Origin of the sequence: Odoribacter splanchnicus DSM 20712, from assembly GCF_000190535.1 — a bacterium.
Taxonomy (GTDB): domain Bacteria; phylum Bacteroidota; class Bacteroidia; order Bacteroidales; family Marinifilaceae; genus Odoribacter; species Odoribacter splanchnicus.
On sequence record NC_015160.1, the window covers coordinates 1,051,512 to 1,068,910 of the forward strand.

13 protein-coding genes are annotated in these 17,399 nt (G+C 39.0%); 11 read left to right on the forward strand and 2 right to left on the reverse strand.

The annotated features are described in order from the left end of the window. Positions 1-102 precede the first annotated feature (102 nt). Together ODOSP_RS04420 and hydF are read left to right on the forward strand one after the other, a co-directional pair. On the forward strand, positions 103-1,254 hold the full coding sequence (locus tag ODOSP_RS04420; RefSeq protein ID WP_013611184.1) for a sigma-54-dependent transcriptional regulator: 1,152 nt from the start codon (positions 103-105) through the stop codon (positions 1,252-1,254). A gap of 9 nt (positions 1,255-1,263) precedes the next feature. Next, complete coding sequence (hydF, locus tag ODOSP_RS04425) at positions 1,264-2,463, forward strand: [FeFe] hydrogenase H-cluster maturation GTPase HydF (RefSeq protein ID WP_013611185.1); 1,200 nt, start codon at positions 1,264-1,266, stop codon at positions 2,461-2,463. Here the strand turns inward: hydF and ODOSP_RS04430 are convergent. Continuing rightward, positions 2,432-3,403, reverse strand: coding sequence for a YitT family protein (locus tag ODOSP_RS04430; protein ID WP_013611186.1), 972 nt, complete (start codon positions 3,401-3,403; stop codon positions 2,432-2,434). The genes hydF and ODOSP_RS04430 overlap by 32 nt on opposite strands. A 305-nt stretch (positions 3,404-3,708) precedes the next feature. On the opposite strand from ODOSP_RS04430, the gene ODOSP_RS04435 reads away from it, so the two are divergent. Next, positions 3,709-4,296, forward strand: a complete 588-nt coding sequence (locus ODOSP_RS04435) for a TetR/AcrR family transcriptional regulator (RefSeq protein ID WP_013611187.1) — start codon at positions 3,709-3,711, stop codon at positions 4,294-4,296. Positions 4,297-4,371: 75 nt separating this feature from the next. After that, positions 4,372-5,322, forward strand: coding sequence for a 3-oxoacyl-ACP synthase III family protein (locus ODOSP_RS04440; protein WP_013611188.1), 951 nt, complete (start codon positions 4,372-4,374; stop codon positions 5,320-5,322). A gap of 765 nt (positions 5,323-6,087) precedes the next feature. Here the strand turns inward: ODOSP_RS04440 and ODOSP_RS04450 are convergent. After that, positions 6,088-7,728: a protein-disulfide reductase DsbD N-terminal domain-containing protein gene (locus ODOSP_RS04450; protein ID WP_013611189.1), complete on the reverse strand. Its 1,641-nt coding sequence runs from the start codon at positions 7,726-7,728 to the stop codon at positions 6,088-6,090. A 13-nt stretch (positions 7,729-7,741) separates the two neighbouring features. Here ODOSP_RS04450 and ODOSP_RS04455 point away from each other — a divergent pair, with 13 nt between their 5' ends. The 7 genes from ODOSP_RS04455 to ODOSP_RS04485 all read left to right on the forward strand — a co-directional run bounded on the left by ODOSP_RS04455 (position 7,742) and on the right by ODOSP_RS04485 (position 17,391). Continuing rightward, positions 7,742-9,445: a tetratricopeptide repeat protein gene (locus tag ODOSP_RS04455; RefSeq protein WP_013611190.1), complete on the forward strand. Its 1,704-nt coding sequence runs from the start codon at positions 7,742-7,744 to the stop codon at positions 9,443-9,445. 624 nt (positions 9,446-10,069) lie between these two features. Then, the gene (locus tag ODOSP_RS04460; protein ID WP_013611191.1) at positions 10,070-12,679 is read left to right on the forward strand and encodes a TonB-dependent receptor; all 2,610 of its coding nucleotides are present in this window, start codon (positions 10,070-10,072) and stop codon (positions 12,677-12,679) included. 64 nt (positions 12,680-12,743) lie between these two features. Then, the gene (locus ODOSP_RS04465; RefSeq protein WP_013611192.1) at positions 12,744-12,953 is read left to right on the forward strand and encodes a TIGR04149 family rSAM-modified RiPP; all 210 of its coding nucleotides are present in this window, start codon (positions 12,744-12,746) and stop codon (positions 12,951-12,953) included. 71 nt (positions 12,954-13,024) lie between these two features. Next, positions 13,025-13,861: a GLPGLI family protein gene (locus ODOSP_RS04470; protein WP_013611193.1), complete on the forward strand. Its 837-nt coding sequence runs from the start codon at positions 13,025-13,027 to the stop codon at positions 13,859-13,861. 1 nt (position 13,862) lies between these two features. Next, positions 13,863-15,110 (forward strand): radical SAM peptide maturase, encoded by a 1,248-nt coding sequence (locus ODOSP_RS04475; RefSeq protein ID WP_013611194.1) that lies wholly within the window; start codon positions 13,863-13,865, stop codon positions 15,108-15,110. Between the two features lie 32 nt (positions 15,111-15,142). Next, complete coding sequence (locus ODOSP_RS04480) at positions 15,143-16,348, forward strand: hypothetical protein (RefSeq protein ID WP_147347669.1); 1,206 nt, start codon at positions 15,143-15,145, stop codon at positions 16,346-16,348. Continuing rightward, positions 16,345-17,391, forward strand: coding sequence for a BF3164 family lipoprotein (locus ODOSP_RS04485; RefSeq protein WP_013611196.1), 1,047 nt, complete (start codon positions 16,345-16,347; stop codon positions 17,389-17,391). Before ODOSP_RS04480 ends, ODOSP_RS04485 begins: the two co-directional genes overlap by 4 nt. Positions 17,392-17,399: the final 8 nt, after the last annotated feature.

Genomic DNA, 17,399 nt, shown 5'->3' on the forward strand with positions numbered 1-17,399 from the left:
ACAATCATCCTAGCTACAAAGCTATGAAAACATTTGAAGATTCGGAAATTTGAGGATTTCGAAATTATTCCTAATTTTGCTATCCGTGTAAAAAAAATGACCATGGCAAAAATACTTGTAATCGACGACGAACGTAGCATCCGTAATTCGATGAAAGACATTCTCTCTTTCGAAGGACACGAAGTCGTATTAGCTGAAAACGGCATGGAGGGATTGGTGTCGGTGAAAACTGAAAAACCGGAGGTGGTGTTCTGTGATATCAAAATGCCTAAAATGGAAGGAATCGAGGTACTGGAACGAATCAAAGAATTTACTTCCGATGTGCCGGTCATCATGATATCGGGACACGGCACCATAGATACAGCTATCGAAGCCATCAAAAAAGGAGCTTACGATTTCATCGAGAAACCGCTGGACCTGAACCGGATTCTGATTACGATCAAAAACGCAACGGACAAAAACCAGCTTATCGAGGAGACCCAAAAGCTAAAAACCAAAGTCAGTAAGAAATACGAGATGATCGGCCATTCGGATGCATTGAATCATATCCGTATCATGATCGATAAAGTGGCGGTTTCCGATGCCCGGGTACTCATCACTGGACCGAACGGTTGTGGTAAAGAATTGGTAGCCCATCAGTTGCACGAAAAAAGTCACCGTAACGACAGAGCTTTTATAGAAGTCAACTGTGCAGCTATTCCTTCGGAGCTGATCGAAAGCGAACTGTTCGGACACGAAAAAGGATCGTTCACTTCGGCGATCAAACAGAAGAAAGGGAAATTCGAACTAGCCTCGGGAGGGACTTTATTCCTCGACGAAATCGGGGATATGAGCCTGGAAGCACAGGCTAAAGTACTCCGGGCCTTACAGGAAAATAAAATCAGCCGGATCGGAAGCGACACGGATATTCAGATAGATGTGCGGGTCATCGCAGCAACCAATAAAAATCTGAAAGAAGAGATTGCCAAAGGACGGTTTCGGGAAGATTTATACCACCGTCTGAGTGTTATAATTATCGAAGTTCCCCCTTTGAAAGACCGTCCGGAAGATATCGACGAGTTAGTGACCTATTTTCTGGAAACCATTTGCAACGAAATGGGGATAGCACAAAAAAATATTACACCGGAAGCTTTACAAGCGCTGAAAAGTTACGAATGGACCGGAAATATCCGTGAACTCCGCAACGTCGTCGAACGTTTGATTATTCTCGGAAGCCCGACAATCACAGCAGAAGAAGTCAGCATGTATAAATAACCCCGATTCATGGATAAATTTCATCTCGTCATCACCGGCCGGAGAAATACCGGAAAAAGTTCTATCGTCAACACGATTTTACAACAGGACAAAGCCGTTGTCTCCCCCATTGCCGGCACGACAACAGACCCGGTAAAGAAAAGTTATGAAATCCCGGGAGTTGCATCGGTCGTTTTAATCGACACTGCCGGAACGGATGACGAAGGTGAACTCGGGGAATTAAGGGTAAAAAAAACGTTCGAAACCATCCGGCAAGCCGATGCAGCCTTACTGGTGATCACCGGCAACCGCTTCGGTCATTTCGAAGAAATACTGACCGAAGAATTTCAAAAGTTAAAACTTCCTTTTTTGATCGTACACAATAAATCGGACCTGGAACCTTTACAGGAGCAACTTCGGGAAAAACTCTTGCAAAAATACGGTACCCCGGTTATCGGTTTCTCCACTTGCCAGGCTAAAAGAGAAATGCTGATTCAAAAAATCGGCACTTTGGTAAACCGGCAAAATTCTTCCTCTCTGTTAGGGGATCTGGTTTGTCCCGGCCAAGTGGTTATGCTGGTCACCCCCATCGATTCGGAAGCTCCGACAGGCCGGATGATCTTGCCTCAGGTACAAATGTTAAGAGAGATATTGGACCGGCATGGTATCGGTATTGTCGTCCAACCCGAAGAAATCACGACTTATTTTCAGCGGAATTCGTTACGACCGGACCTGGTAATCACAGATAGTCAGGTATTCGGCAAAATAGCCCCCTGGATTCCCCAGGATATTCCTTTCACCAGTTTCAGCATTATTCTGGCACACCATAAAGGCAATTTCGACCGATATCTGGCCGGGACCTCCCGCATCCCGGAACTGAAAGACGGCGACCGGATTCTTCTGCTCGAATCCTGTTCCCATCATGTTTCCTGTGAAGATATCGGCCGGGTCAAAATCCCCGCCCTTCTTCGCAAGTATACCGGAAAGCAGCTGGAATTCGACCATATCGCCGGCTTAGACCGGATCGAACGTCCGATAACGGATTATGCCCTGATCATTCAATGCGGAGGCTGTATGATCACAGCCACCCAATTGCGCCACCGTCTGCAACCGGCCATCGATGCCCGGATTCCGGTCAGCAACTACGGCATGACTATCGCCTGGCTCCAGGGCATTTTCGACCGTGCAACTCAGGTATTTACTTGTTATCGTCCCAATCCATCCGTTTAAATCCTTGCCCCATAATCTCCTGAGCATTCAGGATCATGGTAAAAGCATGAGGATCGATATGCTGGATGGCCCGTTGCAAAGTAGTCACCTCTTTACGGTTGACGACCGTCATAATCATTTCTTTCTCCGAACGGTTCCACATCCCGTTGACCGGTACGATAGAGCCGCCCCGGTGTAATTCCGAAAGTATAAACCGACGTAATTCTTCTGTTTTTTCGGATATGATGAAAAAAGTTTTATCGCTGGAATACCCACCGATGACAATATCGATTACTTTCCCCATAATAAAAATAGTGATCAGGGAATAAAACGGAGTTTTCCAATCCGGGAAAGCCACAAAACCCAATACCACGATAATCAGGTCGACAGTCATCTGCATCATCCCCAAAGGCCTGCGGGTCAATTTATGTAATACGGCAGCCAAAACATCCGTACCGGCACTCGAAGAACGGGTCTTGAAAATCAATCCGGCTCCGACTCCGATAACCACACCTCCGAAGATACTGGCCAACAATACCCCTTCCTTCGTTGCATCGGGATTGTCGATACCTCCTTTGACCAATTGCAGGGGATCATGTGCAAATTCTGCCGTATAGCCACACCAATGTTCCAGAGCCCACGGAAAACCGTCGGCAAACAAAGCTACCAACCAAAAGCAGATAAAAGTCCTCAAACCGAAATCACGGCCTAATATTTTAAAACCGATCAAACTCAACGGCAGGTTAAAACACAATGCCGCCATACCGATCGGGAATCCCAGTTTCCAGTTCAAAATGGTAGAAATACCATAAATTCCTCCCGGAACGATCTGGTAGGGAGTCATGAAAAAAGTGTAACCGGTCGCTATCACCATAGATCCCAATAAAAGAGTTCCCCAAGTTTGAAACCACCGGGCCGAAAAAATTTTTTCCTTGTAGAAGGAAACTTTTGTAACATTCATAATCAGACAATTAAATTACACGCTGTAAAAAACGATCGCCACCTCCACCACCTCTCCCAATTCGCGCGCAAAGATACCACCCGCTTCAACAATAAAACATGACATTTGTCATCCTTTTACACGAATCGGAGAGGGATAAAACATAAAATACCGGGGTTATGCAATCGTTGGAACACTTAACAATCCTCAAAACCTCATTTTCTTCCGTTAAAAAAACTATCTTTGCCCATAAATGTCATAGAAAATAGCTATAATTGCACAAAATTTTGTGTTTTGTGCAATTTAAAGTCACAACCGCAAGATTTATGAGAACAAAATTAAGTAAGACAAAGAATAAAATCATACATGTTGCCAAGTCTCTTTTCTCAGAAATGAGCGTTTATAAAGCAACGATGAATGATATTGCTCAGGCAGCAAACATGAGTCGGCGGACTTTATATATGCATTTTAAGAGTAAAGAAGAGATTTATCACTATGTAGTCGAGGATCATGTCAAAGACATTAATGAGAAATTGCAGAAGGCCGCAGACTCTGCACTTCCTCCCGACCGCAAATTAAAATTATATATTTTAGCGCGGTTCAATGTGATCGACAATCTGGTCCGTCAGAACAAATACATCCGTTATGATTTTATTTTCAACAATTTGCGAGTTGAACAGTTACGTAAGGGTATCGATATGAAAGAACGGCAATTGCTAACCCGTATCTTGCAGAACGGTAAAGAGCAAGGCCTCTTCAATATCAATAATCCTTCCTCATTCGCAAAAACGCTGCTGATTATGTTCAAAAGTCTGGAGCAACCCTTTATTATCATCGGGCACCGGAAAAGGAATTATCAGTCGCTGCGTGAATATGTCGACTTACTATTTAATGGAATATTAAACAAAGGCTGAGGATATGGCATACTTCTTGTTAGCACGAAGGTTTGATGTCAAAATCACAGCTAACAGAAACATAATGCTAAATCTATGGAATTGTTTATCAACAAAATTTCCCACTATTTACCGGACTCTGTGGTTCCTAATTCTTACTTCAAGGAAGTAAACGGTCTGGACGACGAATGGATTTATTCCCGGACCGGTATCAAAAACCGCAGTAAAGCAGCTGCAAATGAAAACACCAATACGATGGGGATAAAAGCAGTGGATCTTGCCACTACCGATTTGCCTTATCCCATGGAGGAAATCGATTTAATCATCGCAGCAACCTATTCCCCCTACGATACCGTTGCTACCCCGGCCCATATGGTGCAACGCCGTTATCACATCGAGCACGCCAAATGTGTGAGTGTTTCCTCAGCCTGTTCTTCTTTTATCAATGCGATGGAAATTGCACAAGGCTATTTTGCTCTGGGGAAAGCGACCAAAGCCCTGATCATCGGAGCAGAACACAACACAGCTTATGCCAACGAAAACGATCCGCAAAGCGGCCACCTATGGGGAGACGGTGCTGTAGCGTTTTTTGTCTCTGCCGGGAATTATAGCGGGCATGATCCCCGAATTATCGATATCTATACCCAAGGTCTGGGACACATCGGCAAAGCAGCCGAAGCGGTGTATCTCCGCCCACAGAACGGTGGCATCGGAATGCCTGAAGGACGCGATGTATTTATCAATGCCTGTCATTATATGGTCGAAGCTTTAGAAAAGGTAACCCAAAGTTATGGTAAGACTGTCCAGGATTTGAATTGGATTTCTTCGCATCAGGCCAACCAGCGCATTATCAAAACGATAGCCAGGCAAACCGATATCCCGGAGGAACGTTTTCTGATGAATATCGAACAACGAGGTAACACCGGCAGCCCGAGCTGTGCCATCTCTCTCTCCGAAAACCTGCATAAAGTGAAACCCGGAGACCTGGTCGGCCTTACCGTTTTCGGCGGGGGCTACTCCTGCGGAGCAATGCTGTTACAGTTCTAAAAGCTGAGTGTATAATTAAAACGTCCTATAATCTGAAAAAGGGAGAAAAGAAGAGTAACCTTCAATTCTCCCTTTCTTTAATTTTATGGCAGGTATATTTTTTCTTTCTATTCCGATTCCGGGTTTTGTGCTGTCCGACCGGTTCGCCTGGACCGGTCCGTTAAGGCTTTCCTTCACTGACCGGCGGAACTCCTCACTCCGCAAAAAACTTTACGTTACGTTTCCGTCAGACACCACCGGCCGGCCGTTCGGAAAACCTAACCGGACCCTCGTTCCTGCTCCAATGGTCTTCCGCCATAAAACCCTGCATCTTCCGTCAGCACTACAGGGCAAAGAAGGAAAGTTTTATTGAATGAAAGGGCAGGCCACCCTGACCGGAGTACGGATACCTGGGTCACCTGACCGGATTATTCCTATAAAATACCGATTACTGAATTAATCCCGAAGGTAAGGGTTCAGAAAAACAGTTGTTTGATAGAAGTTTATACCTTTCAGGTCACAGTTCGTTTTCCATGCCGTGATAACGTGAGTCGGAGGTGTTCGTGTTCGGGGACCATTGGAGCTCTGGCGAGTGTCGTCTTGCCTTTTCTGAACGACCGACCGGTGGTGTCTGACGGAAACGTAACGTAAAGTTTTTTGCGGAGTGAGGAGTTCCGCCGGTCAGTGATAGAAAAAGCCAGACGACCGACAGAAGCAACCGGGTCCCCGAACACGAACACTGAAGACGAATAAGTAACGACAGAATAATTCTACTTTTAAATTAGTTTATTCGATCCTTACATTTAGCTCCACCTTTCCCGGTGGCATGCAGATATAATCATTGCAACATTGATACTCCACCGTGCAGTGAACCTCTCCTTTGCCTTTTCCTTTGATTTCCTGACGGAAAACAACTTCTCCTTCATAATACCTGGTTCCCGCCTCATTCAGCTTTTTACTGACAGGCCACAGCAATTTTTCTGCTTCTCCCCATCCTTCCGGAAAAGTAAACTGCAAAGCAGTCGGCATATACGGATCTGTAGACGCCACCCGGGCATACGTATGATACCCCGGATGAATATTCATCTTTACCACGACCCACTTATTACCGTTTTCCGCCTCTTCGGTTTTCATTTCCATATATACCGGATTTTTATCACTGTTCAGGGCAGCTTCTGTTTCCGGAACTCTTCGTTTCTCTCCCCGGTAATCTTCACCCGGAATCTTTTGTCCCCTCATCCGATAATCATTTCCCGGCACACTCAAATCCCTCGTATTTACCATAAAAAACCAACCGCCGGATTCGGTAAAAAATATCCGGTCTTTATTGGTTTCGTACCAATCGCGCCATTCCTGCGGTGTAGCGAAACGACACAGCGTATAACGGGTAAGTACCCGTTTGGCCTTATCCACTTCCTCTCCCCGTTCCCAACAACCGATAGCCTTGTCCAACAAACGGATATCATTATTGGGAATCCCCCAGCTTTTCACATCTTCATCTACCATCCAATAAATCACTTTATCGCCACCGTAAAAATAATCCCGGTTGTCATCGAAATAATCCTTGTAAGCCTGTTCATTGTCCCCGAACTTTTCAAACAAAACAGGTTCACGGGATTTCAGCCATTCTGCATAACTCTGTAGTTTTACGGTACTCCTTAAAGCTGCTTTTTCTTCACTTGTCAGCTTCTCCCCTTTGGCCTGCTTCGCCAGAGCCACTTTTTTGATTTCTTCCGTTTTTTCTATATACTGTTTCTCCACGACCATTCTTTCCTGCCATCTTTTATAGGAAATAAAATCTTTCTGCTGTACGGCATATTCACGGGTGGCTATATCACTTTTATATCTCCGGGCGATAGGTGTCTGGCCCGCGAATTTTGAAATATATGCCACGGCATTGGCAAAAACAGTCTGTGCTTCATCCGTCATATTCTCCGGGGAGGCAGAAAATCCCCAAAAGAAGAAATTACCATGCCTTCCCATCGCTACGGCATCGATATCTTTAGCACTGACACCCCCTGAGATGTATTCGGCATCCGGCGAATCCGCAAATCCCCAGGGTCTGGCGATCATTCCGGGGCGGAAACCTTCTTCAGTTTTATATCCTTTTGTCTGTACCCGCCACATTTCCAGCGAATCCGGCAAAGGTTGCCCGTCAGTCCGTACAAAACGGAATGCCTCCGAAGGAGTCGGTTTTAGTTCCACTGAAATATTCACCTCAAAAGGTCCGTGAAAAATAGGATGTTCTTTATTAAAATGATGCGCATCTGCATCCAGACACAAACAATACCAATCTGTTTTTACACCGATCCGTGTCCCAACGATATCGCCTGCTTCAGCGATAAATACCATCGGACGGTCGAAATCCTCCGGCAAATAAGCAGGATTCCGGGCTCCATTTGGGATATTTTCTGTAATTTTGCACAAAAATTAATTGTTTATGAAACACGTAGTTAAGAATATAGTCTTTGTTTTTATATTTGTCTTCATCATTTTATTGGTAGGGTGCAATTCTACGGTATCAAGAAATCAAGAATTGATTTCTGCAGAGCAACTTATGGAGGAGAGACCAGATTCTTCGCTGATTATACTACAAGGCATAGACACAATGTCCCTTAAGTCCTCTGCAGACAAGGCTCTCTACTCTGTGTTATATGTTCAAGCGCTAGACAAAAACTACATTGACACTCAGGATATATCTCAAATTCAACGCGCTGTTGATTTTTATAAAGACCTGGATGATGAGTACCATAAGATGTTATCATATTATTACCTGGCTCGCATACAAGAAAATACTAAAGAGTACTCTAAAGCTATTATAAATCTTCTTAAAGCCGAAGTATCTGCTAAGAAAATCAATAATTATTTTTACTTAGGACTTATATGCCGCTCTTTTTCTGACATCTACAATAACGCATACAATAGTGTAGAAAGTCTAAATTATGCTCAAAAAGCATATGAATATTTTCAATTGTCTGGATATACAAATTATGCAGATTGGGGACTTTGGGATATTGGTAAGGCATTTCATAATAGTACGGATTACAATAGTAGTATTGAGATTGGACAGAAAGTGGTAAATATAGCTTCAGTTAAACAAGATACACTTTTATTAAGCGATGGGCTAAGACTATTAGCAACGTCTTATGTTGCGAAAAAAGATTATACTTTAGCTCAAGTATATTATAATAGAATTAGAGAACTTGATAATAATCTACTTACAATAGATGACTATCGCAATATAGGAGTGTCTTATTTTGGAACAGGAGATATAGATAGTGCCAAATTCTATATGGATATGTTGATGTCTATTGATACTACTCAAAAATGGTTATCTTATCAATGGAATAAGCATATTGGGAATTACAAAGAAGCTCTCAATGCTCTTGAAAGTGAAAATGCAAATAATAATAAAATATTACACGATGTTATTAATCAGAATGTAACAGAAGCTGTATCAATTTATAGAAACCATGAAATATTAGCCAGAGAAAAAGACTTAATCCATACAAAACGGACTAAGAACACATATATTATCGTTTTTGCGACAATAGCTATTTTGATTACTATTATTGTGACTCAGCGTAGCCGTTCTCAAAAAAAAGAGATTGAGAACAATATGCTACTAGCATCTAATCTTCGCAATATGTTGCAGATTAAGGAAAGCGAGGCGCAAGAAATGCAAGATGTGATAAATAGTACAATGGAACATCATAAAGCAGAGAATGAAGCGATGCAAAACGCAATTAGTAACTTATTTGAACAGCGTTTTGCAACTATTGATAGACTCAGTAGTACATATTACGAATATCAAGGAACGGTAAATGAAAAGCATAAAATATATACAAATGTCATGGAATTGGTTTCAGGATTAGGATCCGACCAAAAGACACTTAAAGAATTAGAAAGCTTCGTGAACACATATAGAGACAATCTAATGTCTCGCTTCAGAGAAACTTTTCCTGAAATTAAAGAGTCTGATTGCATATTATATTTATATTCAGTTGCAGGCTTTTCGGCACGAGCAATAAGTATCTTTATTAATGAGAAATTAGAGGTCGTATATAATAGAAAGTCGCGTCTTAAACAGAAAATTAGTCGTAGCTCTTCTATAGAAAAAGAAAAGTTTATGTCATATATGTAGTTAATGTATTGATTATCAACAACCTATCACCCCCCCATTTGAAAAGCGAGAAAATGGACTGATTATCAACAGTTTACGGATTTATTAAACAGCGGATAGAAACTAAAATCTATCCGCTGTTTAATTTATTGATTATCACATAGATATAAATTCATGCAGATAGTTTATTTTATTACTAAAATGATAATTGTTTGATTTTTGCCCTCTACCTTTGCAACTGAAATCAAACATTATCGCCTTATGAAAAAGTTTTTATTCTGCCTAATCATCTAGACTGCGATTGCAGTTCCAGAATCGTTTGCACAAGAAACGACAAGTACTACCACAACGGATTTACCCTTAGCACGTCTGCATATAACGGGCTCAAAAAATAGACCTAGAACGGTGGTGCCATTATGGATTGATTGTTATTATGATTCTGGCATAATGTATTTCGATTCATCTGAGGGAAACTGCAATGTTGAAGTTATCGTAACAGACCTTAATTCGGGCATTAGTCGCATTTTTTATCTCTCTAACAATGACAGCCCACTATTAATTAATCTTGAATCTGGAACATATAGCATTCTATATGTAGCAGATGAGAATGAATATGAGGGGATTTTAAACCTATACTAAACTGTAATGAAGAAGTCTTTGATAACCCTATTAATCATCTGTTTGTTTGTTCCAACGATTTTGTTGGGACAAACAAACACACATATTTCCGGAATAATAAGAAATGTATCAGGAAATGGTGTTGCAGATGTTAATGTCTATGTGTCACGAGTAGAGCAGAAATATAGTGTATTTGCCTCTTGCTTAAGTGGTACAGATGGTTCTTTTACATTATCGTTCAAGGCTCCTGTTGATAGCATATGTATTAATGTCTCAGGATTGAATATCACACCGACTAGCGTTATATGTGACAACAAGTCGCAGAATAGAGATATAATTGTCGATGAAAAGGCGCAAGAAATAGATGAAGTGGTAGTTCGTGCCCCTAAAATATATTCTAAAGGTGACACAATAAGCTATTATGTGGCATCATTCCAATCTAAGAATGACATCTCCATTGGCCAGGTTCTAAGACGCCTGCCGGGTATAACTGTATCAGATGCCGGACAGATCTCATACAAAGGACAACCTATCAAAAACTTCTATATCGAGGGTCTTGACCTTATGAAAGGACGATACGGTATTGCTACAAACAATATCGATCCAAACAGCATCAGTACGATCGAGGTTTTGGAAAACCATCAGGACATCAAGGCATTGAAAGACCTTAAACCGGAAGAGAGAGCATCAATAAACCTCAAACTCAAAAGCGGCGTAAAGGGTGTTTTCAATCTTATTGCTACTCTTGGAGGAGGATATGTAGATAAACTGCTTTGGGACAATGAACTTATAACTACATATTTTCAGAGAAACAGCCAATTGCTTGCCACATATAAGGGTAATAATTCTGGAACTGACCTTGAAAGTGAACTACGTTCACACACAGATTATGACTATTCCAGGACATCTACTATTTCAGATATTGCAATGCCTGCCACTCCAGGAATAAACAAAAGATACTATTATTTCAATCAATCACATTCTGCAACATACAACCAAGTATTTCGTGTAGGCAAGAATGGTGAACTTGGAATTAATGCAGCTTATCTAAATGATCGAGATGAACGCAGCAATCAATCTGTGACTACGACACTGCTTCCTGATGGGTCAAAGAATGTGGTTGACGAAAGCTTCAATGGTATTCTCCATAGAAATATTGCCAATGGTAATATTACCTATATGCAGAATACCGAGAGAAACTATATTAAGGAACAGTTGAAATTTGATTGGCTATCAACCGATGGCTATAGTAATATCTATGCTGGAGAAGATATTATACAGGAAAATAATGTTGAGAACTATCGACTGCATAACCTATTTCATTTGACCAGTAGAACAGGAAGCGACAAAGGTGTTGAGTTTCTGTCAAAGATTAATCTTGAAAAGAAACCACATAGTTTATCAGTCGCTCCCAATCTGTTTCCTGATGTAATTATGTCTGAACAAATGTTTCAGTCTGCTGAACGTAGAAATATATCAACTGAAAATCGGCTCGATTTCTTATCTGCAATAGTCTGGGGTAATCTCCAAATTCATCCTACTATATTCTTTGATTATTCACATAATGGATTGACAAGCTATTTGGATACATATAAAAATGATTTGCGTTTGACTTCCATCAATACTGGTATTGGTATTATTGCGAATTATAGGATAAAGAGATTCTATGCGGACTTATATGTTACTGGTAACTACAGATATTTCAATCTGAATAACAAAGATACTTATATTGACACGGACAAACACCGTTTTGTTGTAGAACCACATCTTACTTTGAAATATGATATAGATGGAACAAATGAACTTCGTTTTAACTCAAGTCTAAGTCACTCAAATCCTGCAATAGAGAACCTATACGATCAATATATCCTAACATCATATAGACAATTATCTGTGTATGAGAATAACGAACTATACCAGTCTCAGGTGCAGAATTACACATTGTCATATGATTACAAAAACATCGTTTCAATGCTGTTCTTTGGAATTGATGTGAGTTGGACTCATAATCGTCCAGATGTTCTATATGGTAGTTATTATGATGGAATATCGGAGAGAATTACCAGCATCAAAACCAATGAGACAATGGATGTCTTCTCTGCAAAGTTACGAGCAAGTAAAGGCTTTGACTGGAAGAGACTCAAAATTGGTGCAGAATGCGGTTATGGTTATTACGACAGTCCAATTCTGCTGCAGAATGAGATTGTTCGATATAATGGCAATTCACTAAATGCAAAGTTGGATATAAGTCTAACGCCATTCCAATGGCTATCGTTCAGTTATAATGGGTCATATTCTCAGTCTCAGACGCGAATGAAAACAGGTGAAGATATGCCTTTATTAAGAACTATAAGCAATAATGCGTTATTGGAGTTCTATTTCCCGTATGATATAACACTTGGTGCAAGTGCCTCGCATTATTATAACAATTTGAACAATGATGATGGATCATTCTTGCTTGGTGAAGCCAACATCAAATACACATATAAAAGATGGTCATTCACCCTCTCTTGTGACAACATCTTTAATAAGAAGAGTTATGTATATTCAATATCAAATGGTTTGACAGAGAATACTTCGATTTATCACATTCGACCTCGAAGTATCCTTTTGAAGATAAGGTGCAGAATATTCTAAAGACACAATTGCAATTGGTGTATAAATAATCAATCTATGTTTAACAAATTTAACTAACAGCAACATGAAGACTTTAAAATTCAGTGCTCTTGCTCAGAATGCTTTGAATGAGCGAGAAATGAACGCCCTCGCAGGAGGTAATGTATGTGGTTGCGCATGCAGATCTAATTCAACAATGGATAATGGAACTGCAAACCATGCAGGAAACTTGAGTTCTAAGGGCTCAATGACAGAGATGGTATATTTCCTTGATCCGGTGATTGTTACTCCTTAAGTGTTATTAACAATGAGGGTTCGGCAACAATTCTGTGAAGGGTTGCCGAACCCTTCACAGAATGAAGCATTATGAAATATCTATTATCTGTCATAGCTATTCTTTGGGGTATTAATGTTTATGCCCAATTGTCTCCTGCTCCTCAAGGATTAGACAATTACAAATGTATTGATACTACACGTTTTGAAATCCATTATAGTTTTAAATTTAAAAACCATTCATCCCAGAAACAATATAATGAGGACCGAAGAGTTATTCAAGTTGGTAGAAGTGTTATCAAAGATTATAGTGAGATAATCTATCATTATGATTCTTTGGCAACAGAGAACTTTAAGAAAGGATTATCAACAAGCAACAATCCTAATATTACATACCCTTGTGAAATATACAGCTATCCTTTGGAGAAAAGACGACATGAAAAATATCGGATGATATTAAATGCCGGAGTATTATGTTATCCTTCTATGTGGGAAGATCTTAATTGGACATACTCATTGGACGAGACAATGGTGTTGTATAATTACACATGCAACAAAGCAACGACAAAATATGCTGGACGAGAATATACGGCCTGGTATACTCTGGATGTTCCTATTTCTTATGGCCCATATAAATTTTTTGGATTGCCAGGGCTCATCATTAAGATTGAAGAGTCTACAGGAATGTATATCTGGGAAATGTATAGTTTAAGCGTGTCAGCAACGCCTATACATATATATCAATATGAGAAAGAACAGAAATGTACCGAAGAGAGTGCAGCTCGTACAATTCACAGAATGATGACAACACCAATGACATTTCTAAGTTCAGCTGGATCAAGAGTGTTGGTCAGACAAAACGACGGTTCTTTTGGTTCTCCTGCAAAAGACGAAAAGGGAATGCCTTATGAACCTATAGAATTAAGATGATATGAATTACTTAAATGGCAATAATATAGCCGAATATTTGGCGAACACACCACAAATTACATTCGAAATCACAGAACGGTGTAATCTGTCGTGTGTTTATTGTGGTTATGGAAAGTTGTACTCTAACAAAGATATGAGAAAAGGCAGAGAATTGCCTTTGGACAATGCCATAACATTGTTGCAATATCTACAAAATTTGTGGGATGCTGGTTACGACACCCAAGGGGATAGTAACATTATAATTAGTTTTTATGGAGGCGAGCCACTTTTGAATATGCCATTTATTTATGGTGTGGTGGATTACATTGAGAATAATCTATCTAAATATAATAAGACCTTTGTATTCTCTATGACAACAAACGCTATATTGTTGCCACGTTATATGGATTATCTCGTTAAAAAAAGATTCAAGATTCTTATCAGTTTGGACGGAGATGAAAATGGGTCATCTTTAAGAGTGTTTCCTAATGGTCAACCTGCATTCGGCAAAATAACTGACGCTGTTGAACAATTAAAAGATAAATATCCATATTATTTTGAATCATCTGTTGAGTTTAATGCTGTCTTAAGTAATAGAACTTCGGTTAAAGATATTACTGAATATATATACACGCATTATCATAAATCTCCGACTATATCCGAAATAAATACAGATGGAATAAATTTAGATGAGATAGAACTCTTTAAGTCCATTTTTCAAGATAAATGGAAATCAACGATGGAAATGAATAAGGATCTGTCAGAATTGCCATTTTGGAATAACCCTAATTTTGAGAGAGTTGCCCGTTATATCTTAATGCATTCACCATATGCATATATGGACTATAATGAATTATTGTTTAACTCACAACAGGAAAGAAAAGAACTTCCTACTGGCACATGTCTTCCGTTTACCAAAAAGATATTTGTTACTGTTTCCGGCAAAATTATGCCTTGTGAGAAAATTAGTTATAAGTATCAGTTAGGCACAATTAAAGACCAAAAAGTAAATATAGACTTTGAGGCTATTGCCCAAATGTATAATTCATATTATGACAGAGTTCGACAGACTTGTCGGAAGTGCTTTAATCACAAAGGTTGTTTATGTTGTATATTTAATAATGGCCAATTGGAATCTCATTTTGCTCGATGTTCGTACTTTGTAACTTCTATCGACAATAAATCAATGCAAATGGAGGTAAATGACTTCCTAAGAAAATATCCAGAAGCGTACTCATATATAATGCAGCAATACGAAGTAATATTATGATGTTAGACTCGCAACATACAAAATGGCTAACGATGTCGCCAAATGTTTTCGTTGATATTATTAACGACAGTTTGATATTATTATATAATACAAATGGTGGCATTGTCAAGATTTCTCGTGATGAAAAACTAATCAACCTAATAAAGATGTTATATACACCTATAAATCTTGGGGTTGTTAAATATGAGATTTTAGATAAGTATAAATCTCGTGACATCGATTGGGCGTTAAAGAATGGCGTAATAGGCATTGATGAAAGCGATGTTAAACCAATTATCTGTCTACCAATTTTGAACTTACAGAAAGATATAAATAAGTTCAATGATAATGGAATTGAAAGCAGGCTACAGCTAATTGGTTCCAAATTAAAGTATATTTCAGGTGCTTTTATAAGACTCTCGAATATGATAGATAAAGGCAACTCTCTATTAAAAAGATTAAGAAGCATCGCGGCTACTCAGCATCCTTGTCCATCATACGAAGACTCTGCAGCTTCATTAACATTAGACCAATTGAGAATTCTAATAGACAATTTGAAATTAACTAGTGTTGCTACTATTGATATAATTTTTTCAAACAATTTTTTGGAGCGCTATTCGTGTGAGGAACTTGTTGGATTGCTATCGAAATACAATTTCGCATATAGAGTACATTTGTACTCCGAAGATTATGAAACCATAGTAACATCGATAAATAAAATAGACATTAAATTAAATCTATCATTTATTGTTTATCAAGATCGATTTAGTAGTAATGATAAATTTTATACTTTTAATAGTGCATACAATTGTGACCAAAAATATTTGGCATATGATGAGCAGGACATAATGTTTAATATGGGCGTTATTTTGCCTGTATGGACGGGCAACAATCAAGAGATGTTTAGCAAATATGTCTATACGGAACTTAGTGATATAGAGGAAACCAAAATTAATCTCAATGCTCTTTTTAGAAATAAAAAATTAAACTCCAATTTCTATGGATTGATAGATATAGCTCCAGATGGGAATGTATATGCCCACGGTTCAAAAAAAAGTATAGCAAATGTAAACGATAAAGGGTTCTCTTTGGTTGATGTAGTCATAGATGAGTTTAAGGAAAATCGAACATGGAGATTAACCCGTGATTGCACTAAATGCAAATTATGTCCGTATCGTTTTGTTTGCCCACCGGTGTCAATCTTTGAAATTCAATCTAATCAAATAAAAATGTGTCACATAAATTATAATGAATTATGAAAAATTTAACTTATGCCACTTGTCTCGTCTTATTCATGTTAAGTGTCGTATCATGTGGTAATACCACTGCTCAGAGTGTTTCAAGAGTTTCTTCAACCCCTTTTGTGGTTGACTCCACCCTGCAAATCAAGAATATTCAGGATTTAAGAATTATTGAGCATTCATTATATCTTACTTATGATTATGTTGGGGGTTACGGGCATCAAATGCTTTGTTCTTATGATATTGATTATAATAACACTTTATTAAAATTTCGCAAAACCTTTTTCAGAGAAGAAAATAATTATTACAGCATATTTGCTCCTGTATCATTTTGGGATAATAATGGAAATATGTATGTAGTTGAACGTGATCAACCCTATATCAACATTATCTCTAATGATACTATACTTAGAACATCTAAAGCATTGATGTCCAATAATGCGCGAACTCCATATGAAATGGTCTTGGAGGCAAAGCAAGCATTTTACAAATCTCCAGATGAGTATTATTTCATAGGACGACAGCCAATGTCAGGCATACAAGCTATATATCACTCAGATAATCATAACAGCCAGCCGATTGTTACCGAAATAAGGAAACTTATCTTTGATGAACGATACCCTTCTTGGATTTTAAATCATGGAAAATTCTCATATAATCACAAGAAGAAAATGGGAGTATACGCTTTTCAAATGTTTCCTGCTATTCAAATATATGATTTTATTAATAGTCTGGATAAAACAGTTATAGTAGCAATAGAGTCTTTTGACTATACTACAATATCTGAAGCTGATGTTTGGGAGGCAAACCCAATCCAATTTAAAGATATTAGCACAACCGATAACTATATTTATGCTTTATACTGGGGTTTAAAAGCATCTGATATGGATAAGAAGCATTCTGATGGTACGGCAGAGACCAAAGTTGTAAAATGCGATTGGCAAGGTAATATCCTTGAGACATATGTGATAAATAAAAGACTACAGGCATTCTGTGTAAGCGATGATGATAAAAGAATTATTGCGTATGATGGAAATGACTTTCTGTTGATAAACTTGTAATCAATAGT

Excerpts from the sequence above, each read along its gene's own strand:
- ODOSP_RS04455 (WP_013611190.1), top strand. The coding sequence starts at position 7,742 with ATGAAACACGTAGTTAAGAATATAGTCTTTGTTTTTATATTTGTCTTC.
- ODOSP_RS04435 (WP_013611187.1), top strand. The coding sequence starts at position 3,709 with ATGAGAACAAAATTAAGTAAGACAAAGAATAAAATCATACATGTTGCC.
- ODOSP_RS04470 (WP_013611193.1), top strand. The coding sequence starts at position 13,025 with ATGAAATATCTATTATCTGTCATAGCTATTCTTTGGGGTATTAATGTT.
- ODOSP_RS04485 (WP_013611196.1), top strand. The coding sequence starts at position 16,345 with ATGAAAAATTTAACTTATGCCACTTGTCTCGTCTTATTCATGTTAAGT.
- ODOSP_RS04460 (WP_013611191.1), top strand. The coding sequence starts at position 10,070 with ATGAAGAAGTCTTTGATAACCCTATTAATCATCTGTTTGTTTGTTCCA.
- ODOSP_RS04420 (WP_013611184.1), top strand. The coding sequence starts at position 103 with ATGGCAAAAATACTTGTAATCGACGACGAACGTAGCATCCGTAATTCG.
- hydF (WP_013611185.1), top strand. The coding sequence starts at position 1,264 with ATGGATAAATTTCATCTCGTCATCACCGGCCGGAGAAATACCGGAAAA.
- ODOSP_RS04475 (WP_013611194.1), top strand. The coding sequence starts at position 13,863 with ATGAATTACTTAAATGGCAATAATATAGCCGAATATTTGGCGAACACA.
- ODOSP_RS04430 (WP_013611186.1), bottom strand. The coding sequence starts at position 3,403 with ATGAATGTTACAAAAGTTTCCTTCTACAAGGAAAAAATTTTTTCGGCC.
- ODOSP_RS04465 (WP_013611192.1), top strand. The coding sequence starts at position 12,744 with ATGAAGACTTTAAAATTCAGTGCTCTTGCTCAGAATGCTTTGAATGAG.
- ODOSP_RS04440 (WP_013611188.1), top strand. The coding sequence starts at position 4,372 with ATGGAATTGTTTATCAACAAAATTTCCCACTATTTACCGGACTCTGTG.
- ODOSP_RS04480 (WP_147347669.1), top strand. The coding sequence starts at position 15,143 with ATGTCGCCAAATGTTTTCGTTGATATTATTAACGACAGTTTGATATTA.